The sequence below is a fragment of the Rickettsia typhi str. Wilmington genome (genome assembly GCF_000008045.1).
GTDB classification, from domain to species: domain Bacteria; phylum Pseudomonadota; class Alphaproteobacteria; order Rickettsiales; family Rickettsiaceae; genus Rickettsia; species Rickettsia typhi.
The window spans coordinates 616,312-633,527 of sequence record NC_006142.1 but is presented as its reverse complement, the minus strand read 5'-3'; the positions used below and the strand labels follow the sequence as shown (position 1 = coordinate 633,527).

Here is a 17,216-nt window from a genome sequence, read left to right as displayed (position 1 = left end):
ATAATATTTATTACATTTCTAATATATTCAATTCAAGAATTTTAATAAAACTATTAAAGTAAAAAATCACTTCTTGCAAATTCTCCAATATTGGGATTTAAAAAAAACATTCAGATTATTTACCGGAAATAGGTTGCATCTTATTTTAGCAAAAGCAGATTTTAGAGAATTTCAAGTTAAAAGTGCTTTAATGAAGAAGGACTCAGCATATTGAAAGAATGTTTTAAAAATGAAAAAGTACTTAACAAACTTCAAGATATTGCAGTTGAACTAAAGCAAGAGCTAACAGACTGGAATAAAGTAACTTTATAGAGTAATTTTCTTAAAACTTTAGTGGAGTTTTATGTATCAAAGTCACCTTGATAAGAAATAATATACTAATATATGCTCATCACGTATCAACAACTATTCCAAAAATACATAAAATGTAACAAATCAAAGGTATATGTATGTGTGCATACAATAGACAGTCTAAACAAACAACAATATTGAATATTATTTAATAATACCAAATCTGATAAGACAAAAGCATTAGCACCTAAAGTTTTAGTTGATATTAAAAAGTACAAAGTATTGTCTTAAATTTGAGTAATAGGATTGCTATTCTAATATCTTATACCAAATGTATTTTCTTATTATCTAATAGCAAAGAAAGGAGAAATAAATAATTACACTAGATGCATTTAAAATTCGCTTCTTTATTTTTTGCTGTTAATTATCACATATTAATGGAAAAAAGTATCAAGATGACTTACTAAATTGATCTTTAGTACATTAACTTTTTAAAGTAAATAACAAGTTTCTTAATATTTGTTCAAACTCTTCTTGGGTTGAATATTCTAATATTGTCTTATCTTGTATCTGGTGTGTAAACCAAGTAACTTGTCTTTTAGCATACTGACGAGTTCTCATTTGAGCTACATTTAAAGCATCATTTAGTGTTAGATTCCCATCTAAATATGCTATAATTTCTTTTATCCCTACAGCTTTTAAATTAGCATACTCTTTAGGAGTAAATTGTTTTTTTATTAAAGCAATTTCATCAATTGCTTTATCTTTAAATATCTTATCTAAACGCTCATCACAAGTTTTATATAAAAATTTGCGCTCAGGGTTTAAGAAAATAATTTTAAAATTAAAATCAGATAAGATTCGTTCTTTTTGTGCAGTATGAAAAGAAAAAATAGATTTACCAGTGTGCATGAGTACTTCATAAGCCCTAATTAAACGCTGAGTATCACAATGATTGATTTTTGTAGCTGCAATAGGATCAAGCTTCTCTAATTTATTCCATAATTCTATATTACCTATTTCATTATGTAAATTTCTTACTTGTACTCGTACATCTTGTGAGATATCAGGAATATTATTATAGCCAAAGACTAATAAGTTAATATATAAACCAGTGCCTCCAATTAATATTGGTATCTTACCTCGAGCTGTTATTTCTCTTATTTTTTCTGAAGCAAGTTTTAGATATTTTATTACTGAAAAATCTTCCGTAATTGATAAGAAATTATAAAGATGATAATGGATGCCGGTGTTATAAATTTGAATAGGAGAGGCGGTGATAATAGGTATTTCTCTATAAACCTGCATTGAGTCGATATTAATGATTTCACAGCCATATGCTTTAGCAAGTTCATGCCCTAAATAAGACTTTCCACTAGCAGTTGGTCCACATAATATAATTATTTCTTTCTTGATCACTGATAAGTCTATAATTATTAGGTTATTGTATAAATTTTGGTGTCATGTATCATTTTCTGATGGCATTGTTGTATGGCATGTGAAACATACGATGTGTCATATAATGATTTGTTCGCAGTATCAAGAACACAATTTAATATACTAAATATTAATATTTTTAACTGTAAATAATGTGATCACAGTAGGTAAGTTGAACCATATACCGCAAGTTTGGTTCTAGCTAGGGAGCATATAGACAATATTAGTATTGTCTCAAGTTTGTGTATTGTTAACTTCTTTATAATCGATAAATTAAATTACATACTACAAAATTTTCATGTAAATAATAACTTATTCAGTTTCTACATGATAAATAAATTCTTTAAACAGTTATATTTTGCTATTAAATAAAAAGATCATAATATTATACATTTAATGTAAGCAAAATAATACAAATAGTATTTTAATTTTAATAATTAATTAATAAATCGTATTTTACAAGATATTTATTCATCATAGCTATTATATGCTTTAAGCCATGTTGACTAACTGATTCAGCTCTTGCAACTATAATAGATTCGGTATTAGAACTACGTAGAAGCCACCAACCATTCTTAGTATTTACACGTACACCATCTATATCATTAAACTCGATTTTATCTTCTAATAATTTTTCTTTAATCTCTTTAATAATTTGTAATTTTAATCTAGATGTAACGAAAATTTTAATTTCCGGGGTACTATAGATTTTTGGTAACTCATCTATTATCTTATCTAGAGTTTTACTTGATTTGCTAAGTAAATCTAAGAATCTAAGAGCTGCATAAATTGCATCATCAAAGCCAAAATATTTATCGGCAAAGAATATATGTCCACTCATTTCACCTGCTAGTAAAGCATTTGTCTCAAGCATTTTGCTTTTAATAAAAGGATGTCCTGTTCTACATATTATCGTATTTCCACTGAATGATTTTATTTTATCTACTATAAATTGACTAGTTTTTACATCAACTATTATATTTGCATTTGGATGTGCTTTTAAAATATCCTCAGCAAAAATACATACAATTTGATCACCAAATAATATTTTTCCAACTCCACTTATAATACCGATTCTATCACCATCACCATCAAAAGCTATACCAATATCACAATTTTGTTCTTTAACTAATTTTATTAACTCTTGTAAATTAGCAGGATTAGTAGGATCAGGATGATGATTTGGAAAATTTCCGTCAATCTTACTATTTATGATTATATTTTTATTAATTAAATGTTTTGTTAGCTCTGTAATAACATTGCATGTTGCTCCATTACCTGGATCCCAAGCTACTTTTAGTTTTGGATTGATATTTATTCCTTCTAAAATACGCTTTATGTATACCTTTAATACATCAAATTCTATGCTGCTCATGTAACAACCTTTTTTGATACACTGTGTAGAATCACTGTTTAATTGACCTTTAGCTTTTAAAGTATCTACGGTATATTTATCTTTTATCTCATTCCAGCTAGGTATTATTTTCCATCTTGACTTTAGGTTGTGATCAGGCCACTGCACGCCATTAATCTTAGTCAATAATGACTGTATCTGCGTACCAAAAAAAGATTTACCATTTTGTAGCATTTTAAAACCGTTATCATCACGAGGATTATGTGATCCTGTCACCATAATACTACCGGCAGGTATAAAGTGTTTATCGGCAAAATATAAAACTGGAGTTGGCACTACACCAATATTTATGATCTTAGCTCCTGAATCAGTTAATCCCAGTTCTAAGGCTTTACAAAGTGTAGGGGAACTAATCCTACCATCTAAACCAACACAGATTTTGTTATTATCCTTTGTTATACTCATATTAGCAAAACAAAAGCCTATTTTATAAGCTACTTCTTCTGTTAAGTGCTTAATGCTATTACCTCTTATATCATAAGCCCTAAAAATTTCTTTGTTAATGTTCATGAAACCTTTAATATTGTACGATGTCATACTATAGCCGACTAGACACAGAATCAAGTAAAATTATTAATATTGATTTACGTTGTCAATATGCTTACCTAATCACATGATGACATAGCCTAAAAATTAAAACTCTCTCCTAAATATACTTCTTTGACTTTTTTACTGTTAGCTATTTCTTGAGCACTCCCTTCTAATAATACTTTACCTTCAAAAATAACATAAGCACGGTCTACTATATCTAAAGTGTCACGTACATTATGGTCAGTGATTAATATACCTATATTAAATTCACGTAAATAAGTAATTAGATTTTTGATATCAGAAATAGCAAGCGGATCAATACCTGCAAGTGGTTCATCAAGCATTATAAATTTAGGCTCTATTACAAACGAACGTGCAATCTCAAGCCTACGCCTTTCACCACCTGATAAGCTAGCAGAGGAAAAATCTTTTAAATGTATTATTGAAAATTTCTCTAGCAAATCATGTGTTTTTTGCTCTATTACTTCTTTATCATTCTCAGATATTTCAACTACAGCTTTAATATTATCTGCAACTGATAATCCACGAAATATTGAAGGTTCTTGAAGAAGATATCCGATTCCAAGCCTTGCTCGTAAATAAATAGGCAAGTTTGTAATATTTATATCATTTAAAAGTAATTGTCCTGAGTCCGGACTCATTAAACCAATAATAATGTTAAAACAAGTTGTTTTCCCTGCTCCATTAGGCCCAAATAAACCAACTATTTCTCCTTGTTTTATATGAAGAGATATATCAGTTAATATATTTCTTTTTTTATAGGATTTTGATATATTTTTAATTTGTAAATTATCCATCTTTTTATTTGTATGTTTCCGGTGTATTAATACCTCCATTTTACCACGTTTTGACCATTAACTTTTGCGTTATTAAATTTGTATTTTGGACAAAACAGAGTATTACATCTAACTATTTTCTAACAATCTCTACATAGTAGATTAGTTTATTAGTTTTTAAAACATGATCGTTGCGTTGTAATATTACATTACCAAGTAGAATAAGTTGTTTATCAACAAAAAAATATTTAGCACTATCTGCAAGTAATAATTCATTATTTATTTTTCTTTCTACAGTCAATTTGGTAGGAACAACTATATGTTCAATAATTTTCTTTTCAGCTATTGTTTTATAAAAAATATATAATTTTTGCGTTTTAAGTATCGCATTATCGAAGTAAATAATGACATTTCCAGAATATTCTGCCTTTTGTTTTATTCTATCAATAATTAAAGTATTAGCAGTAATTTGTAAATTTGTATCTTTAGCACTAGCAATAGATATATTAACAGTAAGAAATATTATAAGTTTAATAATCCGATAAATCGATGATTGTAGAGACATTGCCTTTAAAAATTATAATATTATTTTCATTCATTGTATTAAAACTATCCGAAGTAATTGAAGAGTTTTTGTAAATTAATTTAGCAGAGGAGTTACCATTTATATTTTGATTTACTAAATTAATCCTTGCATTATTAGTGTTAAATATTATTTCATCAACAAAAAGTTTTATATCGTTTTTTAAATCTAATGTGTTTGATTCTTGATCTAAAAAACCTTCTTTCGCAGTAATAATAAGAGTTTGGTCTTGCTTAATACTATAAATAGCATTTATTATATCTAATTTATATTTATTCCCTGATTCTTTTATAGCTCGTTCAGTTTTAATCTTATACGCATTTAAATTTTTATTGACTCCTTCAAAAATTGAATCTTGCAATATCACATTATATTTTAAATCATAATTTTTATTATTTCTTAAATTTAGATTTTTTTTAGTAACATTAATATCATTTTTTTCATTCATATAACCGTTTTGAATTAAAATATATCCTATATATAACATTCCTAGTATTATTAAAAGATATACAGATTTCCAAATTTTTTTTCGCAGTTTATAAAAATATGGCATATTATTTTAACTAACTCCCATTCTGAGTAAATCATGAATATGAATAATGCCTATAATCATATTATTATCAACAATCGGTATATTAGTGATATTTTTTGCTTTCATTAAATTTAAAGCCTCTTGTGCAAATATTCCCGATGAGATATGATGAGGATTTTTGGTCATAATGCTTGATGCTGTTTTTAAATGGATTTGATCGTTAATATTACGACGTAAATCACCATCTGTGATAATCCCTATCAAATTTTGTTCTTTATCTGTAACAAGAGTACAACCTAACCGTTTTTTATTCATAATAATGATAGTTTCGGTAAATGAAGTATCTTCGTATACTAAAGGTATTTCATCACCACTACGCATTATATTTTTAATTTTTGTTAAATTCGCACCTATTGTACCACCTGGATGATAAATTTTAAAATCATCTCTAGTAAAGCCTCGTTCTTCATGTATAACAGTCATGACAGCATCGCCGAGTGATAACATTATTAAAGATGAGATAGTAGGGGCACCAATTAATGAAGCCTCCTGACATTCAGGTATTATTAATAAAAAATCACTTCTTTTAGCTAAAGTGGAATTTTTATTCATTGTCATTGCGGCAATTTTTATCGAAGAGTTGTTACAATATTCAATTATATTAAATAGTTCTTTAGTTTCACCAGAATTAGATAACATCATTACTAGATCATTTCTTGTTATCGTACCTAAATCACCATGACTTGCTTCTGAAGGATGTAAATAAAAGGAAGGCATACCGGTTGAAGAAAAACTAGCAGCTATTTTCCTTGCAATATAACCGCTTTTGCCTATACCTGTTAAAATTATCCGTCCCTTAAAAGATAGTAAAAATTCTATAATTCTGTTAAAGTCTGCAGGAATATTGTTGGATAATTTATCTAAAGCATTTGCTGCATTAGAAATAATCCTCTTTGCGATAATGTGGTAATTATTTGTATTGATCATTTGATTCACTCATTTTTACACTGTGGTTTACCAACTATATCTAGTACATATTAGTATTAGGAGTATTTATGGGTACCTAAAAAATATCTTCAAGGAAATTACGCAGTGAGTAATACATAATCTGAGGAATTGATGATGGTTTCATTTGATTAAAACGCGGTTTAACACTTCTTACAATAACGGTTATGTAAAATATTTACGTTCTGTAATTACTTCAGACATTTCAGTATTATTATCTTCATTCCAAGTACGTTTTTTACTAGCATCACGTCGCTGCTCAGGTTCTGAATCTTCTTTAACATTATTTTTTTGTTTTGGATTATTTAAAGAGTGATCTTTGCAAGCATTTTTAATAGTTAGTTTTGCTTTACCTTTATTATCAAAGCCTATTAGCTTAACTTTTACTATATCACCTTGTTTTAAAACACTGCTAACCTTGTCTATTCTTGTTTCTGAAATTTCACTAATATGAACAAAGCCGTCTTTATTCCCTAAATAATTAATAAAAGCACCAGAATCTAAAACTTTCATTACCGTACCGTTAAATATTTCACCAATTTCAGGCTCAACAGCAATCGCTTTAATTTTATCCAATGCAACTTTTATCTTATCCCTATCTGCAGCATAAACAGAAACCGTGCCGTCATCGCTTATATCTATTTTCGCATTACTAGTTTCACAAATTTCCTTTATTATTTTACCACCTGGCCCTATAATATCTTTAATTTTATCTTTGTCTATTTTTATAGTAGTAGAAGAAGGGGCGTTTTTACTTAGTTCACTATTTGGTTTACTGATAATTTTATTCATTTGCTCCAGTATATGCAAACGACCGTGTCGTGCTTGCTCTAAAGCTACTTGGATTATTTTAAAATCTATTCCTGATATTTTAATATCCATTTGTAATGCAGTAATCCCTTTACTAGTGCCTGCAACTTTAAAATCCATATCACCGAAATAATCTTCATCACCGATAATATCCGATAATATAGCAAATTTATCACCTTCCTTAATAAGACCCATAGCAATACCAGCAACCGGTGCTTTTATTGGCACGCCAGCATACATTAAAGCAAGAGAACTACCGCAAACAGTTGCCATCGAAGAAGAACCGTTAGACTCAGTAGTTTCAGCAACTACTCTAATAGAATAAGGAAATTGTACTTTATTAGGTAATATTGGATTAATAGCACGCCATGCAAGTTTACCGTGTCCAACTTCACGACGACTAGGAGCTTTCATTGGCATTGCTTCATTGACAGAATAGGGCGGGAATATATAATTTAGCATAAAACGTTCTTTATATTCACCTTCTAAACTGTCAACTATTTGCTCATCTAAACTAGTCCCAAATGTAGTACTAACTAAACTTTGCGTTTCACCTCTAGTAAATAAAGCTGATCCGTGTGCTGATGGTAATAAACCTACTTCACAAGCAATTTGTCTTATATCTGTTGTGCTTCTTCCATCAATACGTATATTTTGTTCTAAAATTTTATTACGTAATATATCTGCTGAAATAGCTTTTAAAGTTGATTCAATTTGATAATTATTATATTTTTTATTTTCTATATCGCATACAAAATGTGTAAGAACTTTTTCATGTATTAAAGCTAAATTAGCATTACGTTCCTGCTTAGATTTTATCGCAAAAGCTTGTTCAATTTCTTTTGCAAATAATTTCCCAATTTCTTTCTTTAATGAAGAAGGATATAAATCTTGCATTTCGAATTTAGGCTTTTTAGCTTCTTTCGCGAATTCTTTAATTAGCTTGATGACTGTCTGGAAATTTTCAAATCCAAATTTTATTGCTTCTAACATTTTTTCTTCAGAGAGTAAATGTGCTTCTGATTCAACCATCATCACTGAATCTTTTGTTCCTGCTACTACTAAATCAAGCTGACTTGTTTTTAATAATTCAAGTGTAGGATTTAAAACAAATTCACCATTAATTAAACCTACTTTACTTGCAGCAACTATTTCTAGATAAGGGGCAGGGGATATGCTAAGTGCAGCAGATGCACCTATAATTGCAAGTATATCTACAGGAGTTTCAGGATCATATGAAAGAACACTGCAAGTTATATGCGTTTCATGTATAAAAGCTTGATGAAATAATGGTCTAATTGGTCTATCTATTAAACGAGATACTAAAATTTCTTTATCTGATGCTTTCCCTTCACGTTTTAAAAACCCCCCTGGTATCTTACCAGCAGAATATGCCATTTCTCTATAATTAATTGTTAAAGGGAAAAATCCTATACCATCTTTCACTTTGTTCGCTACTACACACGTACATAATAAAATTGAATTACCCATTTTTACAGTAACTGCTGCATCAGCTTGTCTTGCTATTTTACCTGTACTAATCTCAAGCACTTGCCTATTCCATATCACGCTCTTAGTTATTTCATTAAACATCTATTTATCTCATTTCATAATTTATATTCTATTAAATATCTAGTCCAGTAATCATCAACCACTTAATCTTATTTTTCAACATATATAAGATCAAATGGTCAAGTCACGTGCTTACACTCAATTAAGTTGCGGTATAATACTTATACTACTTAATCTTTCTGATACCTAGCTTAGTTATTAAATCTAAATATTCGCTAACATTATTCTTTTTAATATAGTTAAGTAGTCTACGACGACGCCCAACTAAAATTAATAATCCGCGTCTTGAAGTATGATCTTTATGATTAGATTTAAAATGCTCAGTTAAATTATTGATTCTTTCAGTTAAGATAGCACATTGCACTGCGCTTGAACCAGTATCATTTTCAGTGATAGCATATTCTTTAATTAATTGTTGTTTACGTTCTGTAGTAATCGACATCGATAATTTCTCCTTAACTTAAATGTTATAATAAATTAAATACTCGTAAAGAATTAAAACAACTCTTGTTTAAGCTACCTATTGCAAGCAGAGTACCATTATACCGAACCCATAAAAAATTAACGTCTTCTTCATAATCAAATACGCATTTTTGTCCATATTTAATTTTCTGTGCTTGATCATCGGTTGCATCAAGAACCAGGATGTCGTCCAGTATTGCTTCTATCTTTATACTTTTTTTGTCTATAAAATTTTTAGTAATTGCGTCAGATGCTTTAATGTGAATAGCATTCTCTTCTTTAAATATTCCAACCTGAGTACGGCGTAATTCTATCACAAATCCTAAACTTTGCAAGGATAATGCCAAATCTTCTGTTAAAGTCCTTATATAAGTACCTTTTGAGCATTCCGTATAGTATGTAGCAATAGCTTTTTCTTTGTCGAAATTTAAACATTTTAGATCATATATAGTTACATTGCGTGGCTTTAATTCTACTACTTTCCCTTCTCTAGCTAATTTATACGCTCTTATACCATTAACTTTAATAGCAGAAAACATCGGTGGTATTTGTTTTATGTTACCTATAAATTTAGAACATACTGCATATGCCTCTTCTTGAGAAGGTATATAATTTTTTGATGCTATTACTTTACCAGTATAATCTCCGTTATCTGTTTGTGCACCAAATTTTACACTAAAAATATAGGTTTTCTTAGCATCAATGAGCAACTGTATTAGTTTTGTAGCTTCACCTACTGCAAGAGGTAATATTCCTTCCGCTTCTACATCTAAAGTACCGGCATGTCCTATCTTAGTTTTACCGATTATTTTTTTTACTATATTAACAAGTTTAGCAGAACTTATACCTTTTGGTTTATAAAAATTTAACCAATAATTACTCATGAATATACTGAAAAATTGATAGATGCAGTTTAATTTCAATAAGAGCTAAAGAGTCTATAAAATGCAAGGAGCTTATTTAATGTATTAGCACTACAGAGCTTATTAAGACAACGTATCAAATTTAAAAATTAAACGAGTATCTCCTTGACTTAAGTTTAGAAAATCTTTAATATATAATTCTAGCCAATAGACATAGGTTAGACTAAATAATGACGATTAACGCCAGTAATATAGAAAATTCTTTTTCTAAAATCAATAGCCATTTTTCTAAACTTACAGATTATATCTGGCCTATAAAACGCAATGAAATTTCTAAGTTTTTATTCATTACCTTATTAATGTTCTGTATTTTATTTATTCAAAATCTTATCAGAGCTTTAAAAGATAGTATTGTTACTACTATGATAGGTGCCGAGACTATATCATTTTTGAAGTTTTGGGGTGTGATGCCGTCAGCTTTTTTAATAACTGTTATGTATGTTAAACTTGTCAATAGGATGAAAGCAGAAAATATATTTTATCTGATTATATCAATTTTTTTAATATTCTTTGCTTTATTTGCATACGTTATTTTCCCAAATCATGAAATACTGCATTTAAGGCCTGTAACCGTGCATAATTTAACAACAAGTTTACCGAATTTAAAATGGTTTATACTTCTTTTATCAAAATGGAGTTTTTCACTATTTTATATAATAGCCGAATTATGGCCAAATGTAGTCTTTGCATTACTGTTTTGGCAGTTTGTGAATAATATTACTACAGTAGAAGAATCGAAAAGATTTTATCCATTATTTGGTTTACTGAGTCAAACAGGTATTTATTTAGCAGGACATTTTCTAGAAAATTTAAGTAAAATTAATTATTATATCACTGATAAATTTGCATTACAATCGTCTTTTCACACACTTTCTATACAAATTATACTAACTATAGTATTAATTTTAGGCATAGTATCGATAAAAACTTTTTGGTTGCTTAATCATAAAGTACTAGACAAAAAGCATATGTCATTGCTCAGGTTCAAAACAAAAAATAAATCTATTACTATTGCTAAAAGTTTTCAGATGATTCTATCATCAAGACATATTAGATTAATTGCAACTTTGCTTATTTGCTATGGTATTGCAATTAATTTAGTAGAAGGCCCTTGGAAAGCAGCAGCAACTAAAATTTATAAAACTCCAACTGAATATGCAGCTTTTATAGGAAGTTATTTGAGCTATACTGGAGTATTTACTATTTTCTTTGTGCTACTTGGTTCAAATATAGTTAGAAGAATTGGCTGGTTTACTTCAGCTGTGATAACACCTTCAATAGTTTTTATTACCGGTATATTATTTTTTGCCTTTAATAATTTTGAAGGCTTTGCCGGTTTAATAATAGCAAATTTTATTTTAACTGATCCTGCTTTAGTTGCGATAACAATAGGTGCTATTCAAAATGTACTTAGTAAATCAAGCAAATATACCTTATTTGATTCTACAAAAGAAATGGCTTATGTTCCTTTAGAACCAGAAATCAAAATAAGTGGCAAGGCCGCTGCCGATGTTATAGGTACAAAACTTGGTAAATCCGGTAGTGCATTTTTACAATCATTGATATTTATAATATTACCTTCTTCTAGTTATCAATCTATTTCAATCTGTTTAATGATTATATTTATCCTCACTTGCTTAACTTGGATTTGGGCTACTAAAGAACTAAATAAAGAATATAAAAATTCTATTAAATTTTCGCAAAAATAATCTAAATTTTTTTCTTGATATTACTATAATCTCTTTATACTATCTTTAATAGTATAACACAAACTATGAAAGTGGTAGGTTATGTTATTACAGCAAAAGCAAAAATCCAGTTTTTTCCTCTATAATCTTGTGGCTTAAGTTAAGCACTGGATCTTTTGGATGATTTTTTTGGATCTAGCTCACAGGTCTTGGTATAACATTTAGTTTGTGCTAATTAATTTTTTGTTAAATTAGAGGTTTTATGAGTAAAAACGATAACCAAGATATAAGTGAATTTGATCCTTTAAATAGAGAATTTACGGAAGCAGAAAAACAACAACAAATGCAACAAGAACAAGAATTTTTTTCTCAATCTATACTAGATATAGTTGATGATGGTTTTATAGTTGCATCTTCTTCTCAATCTACACCTTCAATTAGTGTTTTATCAAACAGTCTCCCACATGGTGATCAGAAATCAGATCCAATAACTGAAGCTATAAGAAAAGAAATCCTTGAAAAACAAAGAGATATATTAAGGGAATATTTGGCTAATACAAATCCAGAACTCGCTGCACAAATAGCAAAAGAAGAAGACGATAAAAAATTCCGTGCTTTTTTGAGTAATCAAGATAATTATGCTTTAATTAATAAAGCTTTTGAAGATCCGGAGACGAAAAAGAACCTAGAAGAAGTTGAAATAGTCGGTTATAGAAATATTCTCTCTACATATAGTGCTGCGAGTGGATATCCAGGTGGATTCCAACCAGTACAGTGGGAAAATCAAGTTAGTGCAAGTGATCTTAGATCTACGGTAGTTAAAAATGATGCAGGTGAAGAATTATGTACCTTAAATGAAACAACTATTAAAACTAATTCTCTGATTGTAGCCAAACAAGATGGTACTCAGGTTCAAATCAACTCATATAGAGAGATAGATTTTCCTATAAAACTTGATAAAGCCGATGGGTCAATGCATTTATCTATGGTAGCATTAAAAGCTGATGGTACAAAACCAGCTAAAGATAAAGCAGTATATTTTACTGCACACTATGAAGAAGGGCCAAATGGTAAACCACAACTTAAAGAAATCAGTTCACCACAACCTTTAAAATTTGTAGGCACTGGTGATGATGCAGTAGCTTATATTGAGCATGGTGGAGAAATTTATACGCTTGCAGTTACACGTGGTAAGTATAAAGCAATGATGAAAGAGGTAGCACTAAACAATGGGCAGAGCGTTGACTTATCACAAACTATAGCTGAAGATTTAACAAAGGTACAAGGTCCATCTCATGTGAGACATACACCAATAATAACTCCAAATCAAGAATTAGAATTATCTATTGAAACACATTCTAATCAACAAGTGCCACCAATCACTACGTTCAATAAACCACTACAACCTGAAATTTCACAAACACATCAATTGCAACCACAACAAGCTCAATCTTCAGGAATTCCAAATCTAGTACTGAATGCAGCTCATGCTTTATCAATAAGTATGCAAGATTTGTTACATAATATAAATGCATCTTTAACACAAAAACAAGACATCAATAAGCAAAGCGATTTAATTAAGGAAGCAGCTAACACAATTCTTAATAATAAGAAAAGTGATTTTGCTGAAAAGCAGTATAATATAATTGCTTTAACTGAAAATACACTCTCTAATAAAGACATTATAGCAGACGCTAAAGTAAATGTAGTCAGTGCATTATTAGAAACTATACAAAATGATCAGAATACACTAGACATACAAAAATCAAAAATACTTGAAGCTACAGTAGCTATTACATTAAACTCAGAGAATATAGAACTAAAACAAAAACAGCAAATATTAGAGAAGGTAGTAGATGTCAGTTTAAGTATTAAAGATGATATAAGTAGAGCTGTAGCAATTGATAGTATTACGGATGCTGTAATAAAAAGTAATATTGCTAATAAAGATAAAGAGCAAATATTTATGACAATATTTGATCAAGTTAATAGCTATGAATTCAGCAATATAACAAAACAAAAATTGTTAGGTTCTATGTTAAAGAAAGCTGTAGAAACAAAAGTTATTAGTCCGGAACAACAGCAATTGATCCATCAGAATTTAGATAAGATTACGACAGAACACACTAAAAGAGATACAATAGAAAAAGTAAATAATATTTTACTGGATCCTTTCAGTAATACTGTATTAAAAACAACAAATATACAAGTTATTACAGCTAATGTTCTAGATAGTCCAGTTCCAGTAGAGATAAAAAGTGAATTAATTCAAGTAGTTACTCAAAAAGTGGCAGAAAGTGCACTTGAACCTAAAGACAAAACAGAGATTGTTAAAGGTATAGGCAAGATTATAGCGACTCATAGTGATACTTCTTTACCTTTATATGATAAAGGAGTGATTATGGAGTCAGTGGCAAAAGGTATTGTCGAAAGTAAGACTGATTTACGTGAGAGAGAGCTAATCACTGAAGGGTTAGTAAATGGAATTTATGAAGTAAAAGGAGACAAGGCAGTTGTTCATGCAATTTCTAGTGTGATAGCTAATAGTAATATTAATCAATCTGAGAAAGAAGTACTTAAAAAATCTCAAGATATAGTAAGTGAGAGAGTTTTAGATAAAGAAATACAAAATTTAGATGGAGAGTTAAAAGAGAAAAATATAGAAGAATCTAAACTTCGTGATGATATATATAACAAAACGCAAGATGTTGCTAATGAATTAAATATTAAAACTTTTTTAGATGATAACCACGGAAAACGTGAAGTCTCAGAAGAAGTACCAAAAAACACTTCTAGCCTATTAAATGATATCTCTCAGCGTACAATTGAGAAAGTCAATAATTTGCGAGCTATGCTCTCTCAAGATGCTAATCTTAAAACTTTTGAAGAAAAAAAAGATGAATCAACAAAAAAAGTAGATGAGCTAGTAAAGGCATTTGATAATAAATCTTCTACTGAAGAACAGCAAAATTTCATTAAATCTCATTTAATTGATAATAAAACTTTATCTAGAGAAGTACGTTTACAAATTATAGATAATTTATTAAAAGCACAGGCACAAAAACGAGCAGAAACAATTGAAAACCTTAGTGCTAAAACGGAAGATGTAAGAGTAGTATCAGGAAAGTCTGAATTAGAACCTATAAGTAAAGACGAACCATATATTCAAAAAGCTAAAATGGTAGTAGAAAGAGATAGGGTTGGTATTAAAGACAATATAAAAATTATGGGTGCATTAATAAATGCAAGAGATAGTATTCAGTCTGAAAATTTAAATAAATCAACACATATTAAAAAAGAGTCTTCTGTTCCGCAACGCTAATCAAGATTTGTATTTTATAATTTATAATGTCATTCCTAGGTAAAAGTTGGAATGACATAAATGGTGTCAAGATATAATAATGAGGTTCACTTATCTTTATACATTAGTTTTTAGTTTTTCTTTACCAGCTAAGCATTTTACTAAATTATTAATTGCTTGTTGTTCTTCTGTACTATTAATTTTCATAAAATTTCTTGAAACTTCAATACACATACGTTGATGTTGAGTATGCACAGGCTGCGGTTTATTAGCTTCTTCTAAACCTTCAAAGAAATAATCAATATTTCTATCTAAAGCTTCTGCGATTAATACTAGTCTTCCTACAGAAATTCTATTAATTGCTTTTTCGTATTTTTGTAATTGTTGATGAGTAACATCAATGACTTCAGCAAGTTGTTGACGCGACAATCCTTTAGCAAGTCTTAAAGAATAAATTTTTTGACCAATAAAGCTATCGATTTTTTGTATAATATCGTTTTTTCTACCCATTATCTTCTCCTTGATTACTAATTATGTCTATATTTAAAAATTTTCTTTGAACATAAATAATATTATCCTATATTATATAAAACATTTGGCTATTAGTAATTTTATACCATTAAACTTATCCAATTGTAAGTAGAAATAATATCATAAATTAGCATTATAAGCAACTATAAAATAATATTTTTAAGTTTTTTGTAATCATTTGTTAAAATAATTATTAAAGAATAATACACAATTATTTTATCAAATAAAAAATATCATAAAAATTTTACAATTGTTTAAAAGATAAAATATTAATATTATGATTATGTTGTTAAAACTTATAAAGCATCAAATTTATAAAAAACCAAAATTTTGGTGTATTATAGAAAAATATAAAATTAATGCAAGAGAAAATTTTATTTCTACATGAATATTTTGAATAAATAGTTTCATTTTGTACAGTGAACTTATTTAAGGTTAAATATAAAATTAATAATCACAACTTAATAATGATAATGAGAAAAATTTTAAATTGTCTTTATGTAGCTTTATTTAGAACAATAAAAGATGATGGCGTTGAACATTCTGGATATATGTCATTTATGATACTTTTATCTATTTTCCCTTTCTTAGTATTCTTATTAGCTTTAACAAGCTTTTTAGGTGCTTCAGAACTTGGTCAAAATTTTATACAAATTTTTCTAGAAAGTCTTCCGGAACAAGCAACGGAATCAATAGAAAAAAGAATACGAGAATTACTAAGTGCTCCTCCTCAAAGTTTAATGAATCTTGCAATCATAGGCAGTATTTGGACTGCTTCTTCTTTTGTGGAATGTTTAAGGACTATTTTAAATCGTGTATATCAAATTAAATCTCCACCACCTTATATAAGAAGAAGATTACTTAGTATCATACAATTTCTTATAATTAGTGCCTTAATTACCTTTACTATGTTTCTTTTAGTCGTGATTCCAATAATATTCACAAAAATACCAATAATATTAGAGACCATTGAACAATATAAGATCATTTTAAATTTTATAAGATATTCTTTAATTTTAATTTTATTATTTTTAGGCGCATCATCTTTGTATTATATATTACCTAATGTAAAACTAAATTTTGTTGATGTATTTCCAGGAGCTGTATTAACTGTAGTATTATGGATAATCAGTGGGTATTTACTTTCAACATATATAGTATACTATAATCAACTAAATCTCATGTATGGTTCCCTTGGAAGTATAATCGTGACATTAATATTTTTCTATATTATAAATATGATATTTATTTATGGTGCAGAATTTAATTATCTAATGCAAAATTATGCAAATGTAGAGCAAAGTGCGGCTTAAAGCACTGACATACGTTATTTAGTTTT

The 17,216-nt window shown here is 28.6% G+C and carries 12 protein-coding genes and 3 pseudogenes; 4 read left to right on the top strand and 11 right to left on the bottom strand.

What is annotated here, in order from left to right; genetic code table 11:
- Nucleotides 1-60 precede the first annotated feature (60 nt).
- A pseudogene (locus RT_RS04625) lies at nucleotides 61-306 on the top strand (hypothetical protein); the annotation flags it as partial.
- A 468-nt stretch (nucleotides 307-774) separates the two neighbouring features.
- Here the strand turns inward: RT_RS04625 and miaA are convergent.
- The 10 genes and pseudogenes from miaA to truB all read right to left on the bottom strand — a co-directional run bounded on the left by miaA (nucleotide 775) and on the right by truB (nucleotide 10,318).
- Nucleotides 775-1,710: a tRNA (adenosine(37)-N6)-dimethylallyltransferase MiaA gene (gene miaA, locus RT_RS02470; protein ID WP_011190949.1), complete on the bottom strand. Its 936-nt coding sequence runs from the start codon at nucleotides 1,708-1,710 to the stop codon at nucleotides 775-777.
- Between the two features lie 448 nt (nucleotides 1,711-2,158).
- Nucleotides 2,159-3,070 (bottom strand): annotated as a pseudogene (locus RT_RS04620) (phosphomannomutase/phosphoglucomutase); the annotation flags it as partial.
- Between the two features lie 246 nt (nucleotides 3,071-3,316).
- Nucleotides 3,317-3,652 (bottom strand): annotated as a pseudogene (locus tag RT_RS04615) (phosphomannomutase/phosphoglucomutase); the annotation flags it as partial.
- Between the two features lie 116 nt (nucleotides 3,653-3,768).
- Nucleotides 3,769-4,491: an LPS export ABC transporter ATP-binding protein gene (lptB, locus tag RT_RS02460; protein ID WP_011190947.1), complete on the bottom strand. Its 723-nt coding sequence runs from the start codon at nucleotides 4,489-4,491 to the stop codon at nucleotides 3,769-3,771.
- A gap of 112 nt (nucleotides 4,492-4,603) precedes the next feature.
- Nucleotides 4,604-5,035 carry an LptA/OstA family protein gene (locus RT_RS02455; protein WP_011190946.1) on the bottom strand — a complete coding sequence of 144 codons (432 nt, stop codon included), beginning with the start codon at nucleotides 5,033-5,035 and terminating at the stop codon, nucleotides 4,604-4,606.
- Complete coding sequence (gene lptC, locus RT_RS02450) at nucleotides 5,001-5,606, bottom strand: LPS export ABC transporter periplasmic protein LptC (RefSeq protein WP_011190945.1); 606 nt, start codon at nucleotides 5,604-5,606, stop codon at nucleotides 5,001-5,003. The genes RT_RS02455 and lptC overlap by 35 nt, the downstream gene beginning before the upstream one ends.
- 6 nt (nucleotides 5,607-5,612) lie before the next feature.
- A complete protein-coding gene (locus RT_RS02445) occupies nucleotides 5,613-6,572 on the bottom strand; it encodes a KpsF/GutQ family sugar-phosphate isomerase (protein ID WP_011190944.1) in 960 nt (319 codons plus the stop codon).
- 183 nt (nucleotides 6,573-6,755) lie between these two features.
- Nucleotides 6,756-8,993, bottom strand: coding sequence for a polyribonucleotide nucleotidyltransferase (gene pnp, locus RT_RS02440; RefSeq protein WP_011190943.1), 2,238 nt, complete (start codon nucleotides 8,991-8,993; stop codon nucleotides 6,756-6,758).
- Between the two features lie 145 nt (nucleotides 8,994-9,138).
- Nucleotides 9,139-9,414 carry a 30S ribosomal protein S15 gene (gene rpsO / locus RT_RS02435; RefSeq protein ID WP_011190942.1) on the bottom strand — a complete coding sequence of 92 codons (276 nt, stop codon included), beginning with the start codon at nucleotides 9,412-9,414 and terminating at the stop codon, nucleotides 9,139-9,141.
- Between the two features lie 25 nt (nucleotides 9,415-9,439).
- The gene (gene truB, locus RT_RS02430; protein ID WP_011190941.1) at nucleotides 9,440-10,318 is read right to left on the bottom strand and encodes a tRNA pseudouridine(55) synthase TruB; all 879 of its coding nucleotides are present in this window, start codon (nucleotides 10,316-10,318) and stop codon (nucleotides 9,440-9,442) included.
- A 209-nt stretch (nucleotides 10,319-10,527) separates the two neighbouring features.
- Between truB and tlc4 the strand changes: the two genes are divergently transcribed.
- Together tlc4 and RT_RS02420 are read left to right on the top strand one after the other, a co-directional pair.
- Complete coding sequence (gene tlc4, locus RT_RS02425; protein WP_011190940.1) at nucleotides 10,528-12,066, top strand: NTP/NDP exchange transporter Tlc4; 1,539 nt, start codon at nucleotides 10,528-10,530, stop codon at nucleotides 12,064-12,066.
- Between the two features lie 241 nt (nucleotides 12,067-12,307).
- Nucleotides 12,308-15,367: a Sca4 family spreading effector gene (locus RT_RS02420; protein ID WP_011190939.1), complete on the top strand. Its 3,060-nt coding sequence runs from the start codon at nucleotides 12,308-12,310 to the stop codon at nucleotides 15,365-15,367.
- Nucleotides 15,368-15,463: 96 nt separating this feature from the next.
- On the opposite strand, the gene RT_RS02415 is transcribed toward RT_RS02420, so the two are convergent.
- Nucleotides 15,464-15,856, bottom strand: coding sequence for a helix-turn-helix domain-containing protein (locus RT_RS02415; RefSeq protein ID WP_004597739.1), 393 nt, complete (start codon nucleotides 15,854-15,856; stop codon nucleotides 15,464-15,466).
- A gap of 494 nt (nucleotides 15,857-16,350) precedes the next feature.
- Between RT_RS02415 and RT_RS02410 the strand changes: the two genes are divergently transcribed.
- Nucleotides 16,351-17,190 (top strand): YihY/virulence factor BrkB family protein, encoded by an 840-nt coding sequence (locus RT_RS02410; protein ID WP_014419440.1) that lies wholly within the window; start codon nucleotides 16,351-16,353, stop codon nucleotides 17,188-17,190.
- Nucleotides 17,191-17,216 lie beyond the last annotated feature (26 nt).

Coding starts and splice junctions, on each gene's coding strand:
- lptB (WP_011190947.1), bottom strand. CDS start 4,491: ATGGATAATTTACAAATTAAAAATATATCAAAATCCTATAAAAAAAGA.
- RT_RS02455 (WP_011190946.1), bottom strand. CDS start 5,035: ATGTCTCTACAATCATCGATTTATCGGATTATTAAACTTATAATATTT.
- lptC (WP_011190945.1), bottom strand. CDS start 5,606: ATGCCATATTTTTATAAACTGCGAAAAAAAATTTGGAAATCTGTATAT.
- RT_RS02445 (WP_011190944.1), bottom strand. CDS start 6,572: ATGATCAATACAAATAATTACCACATTATCGCAAAGAGGATTATTTCT.
- pnp (WP_011190943.1), bottom strand. CDS start 8,993: ATGTTTAATGAAATAACTAAGAGCGTGATATGGAATAGGCAAGTGCTT.
- rpsO (WP_011190942.1), bottom strand. CDS start 9,414: ATGTCGATTACTACAGAACGTAAACAACAATTAATTAAAGAATATGCT.
- truB (WP_011190941.1), bottom strand. CDS start 10,318: ATGAGTAATTATTGGTTAAATTTTTATAAACCAAAAGGTATAAGTTCT.
- tlc4 (WP_011190940.1), top strand. CDS start 10,528: ATGACGATTAACGCCAGTAATATAGAAAATTCTTTTTCTAAAATCAAT.
- RT_RS02420 (WP_011190939.1), top strand. CDS start 12,308: ATGAGTAAAAACGATAACCAAGATATAAGTGAATTTGATCCTTTAAAT.
- RT_RS02415 (WP_004597739.1), bottom strand. CDS start 15,856: ATGGGTAGAAAAAACGATATTATACAAAAAATCGATAGCTTTATTGGT.
- RT_RS02410 (WP_014419440.1), top strand. CDS start 16,351: ATGAGAAAAATTTTAAATTGTCTTTATGTAGCTTTATTTAGAACAATA.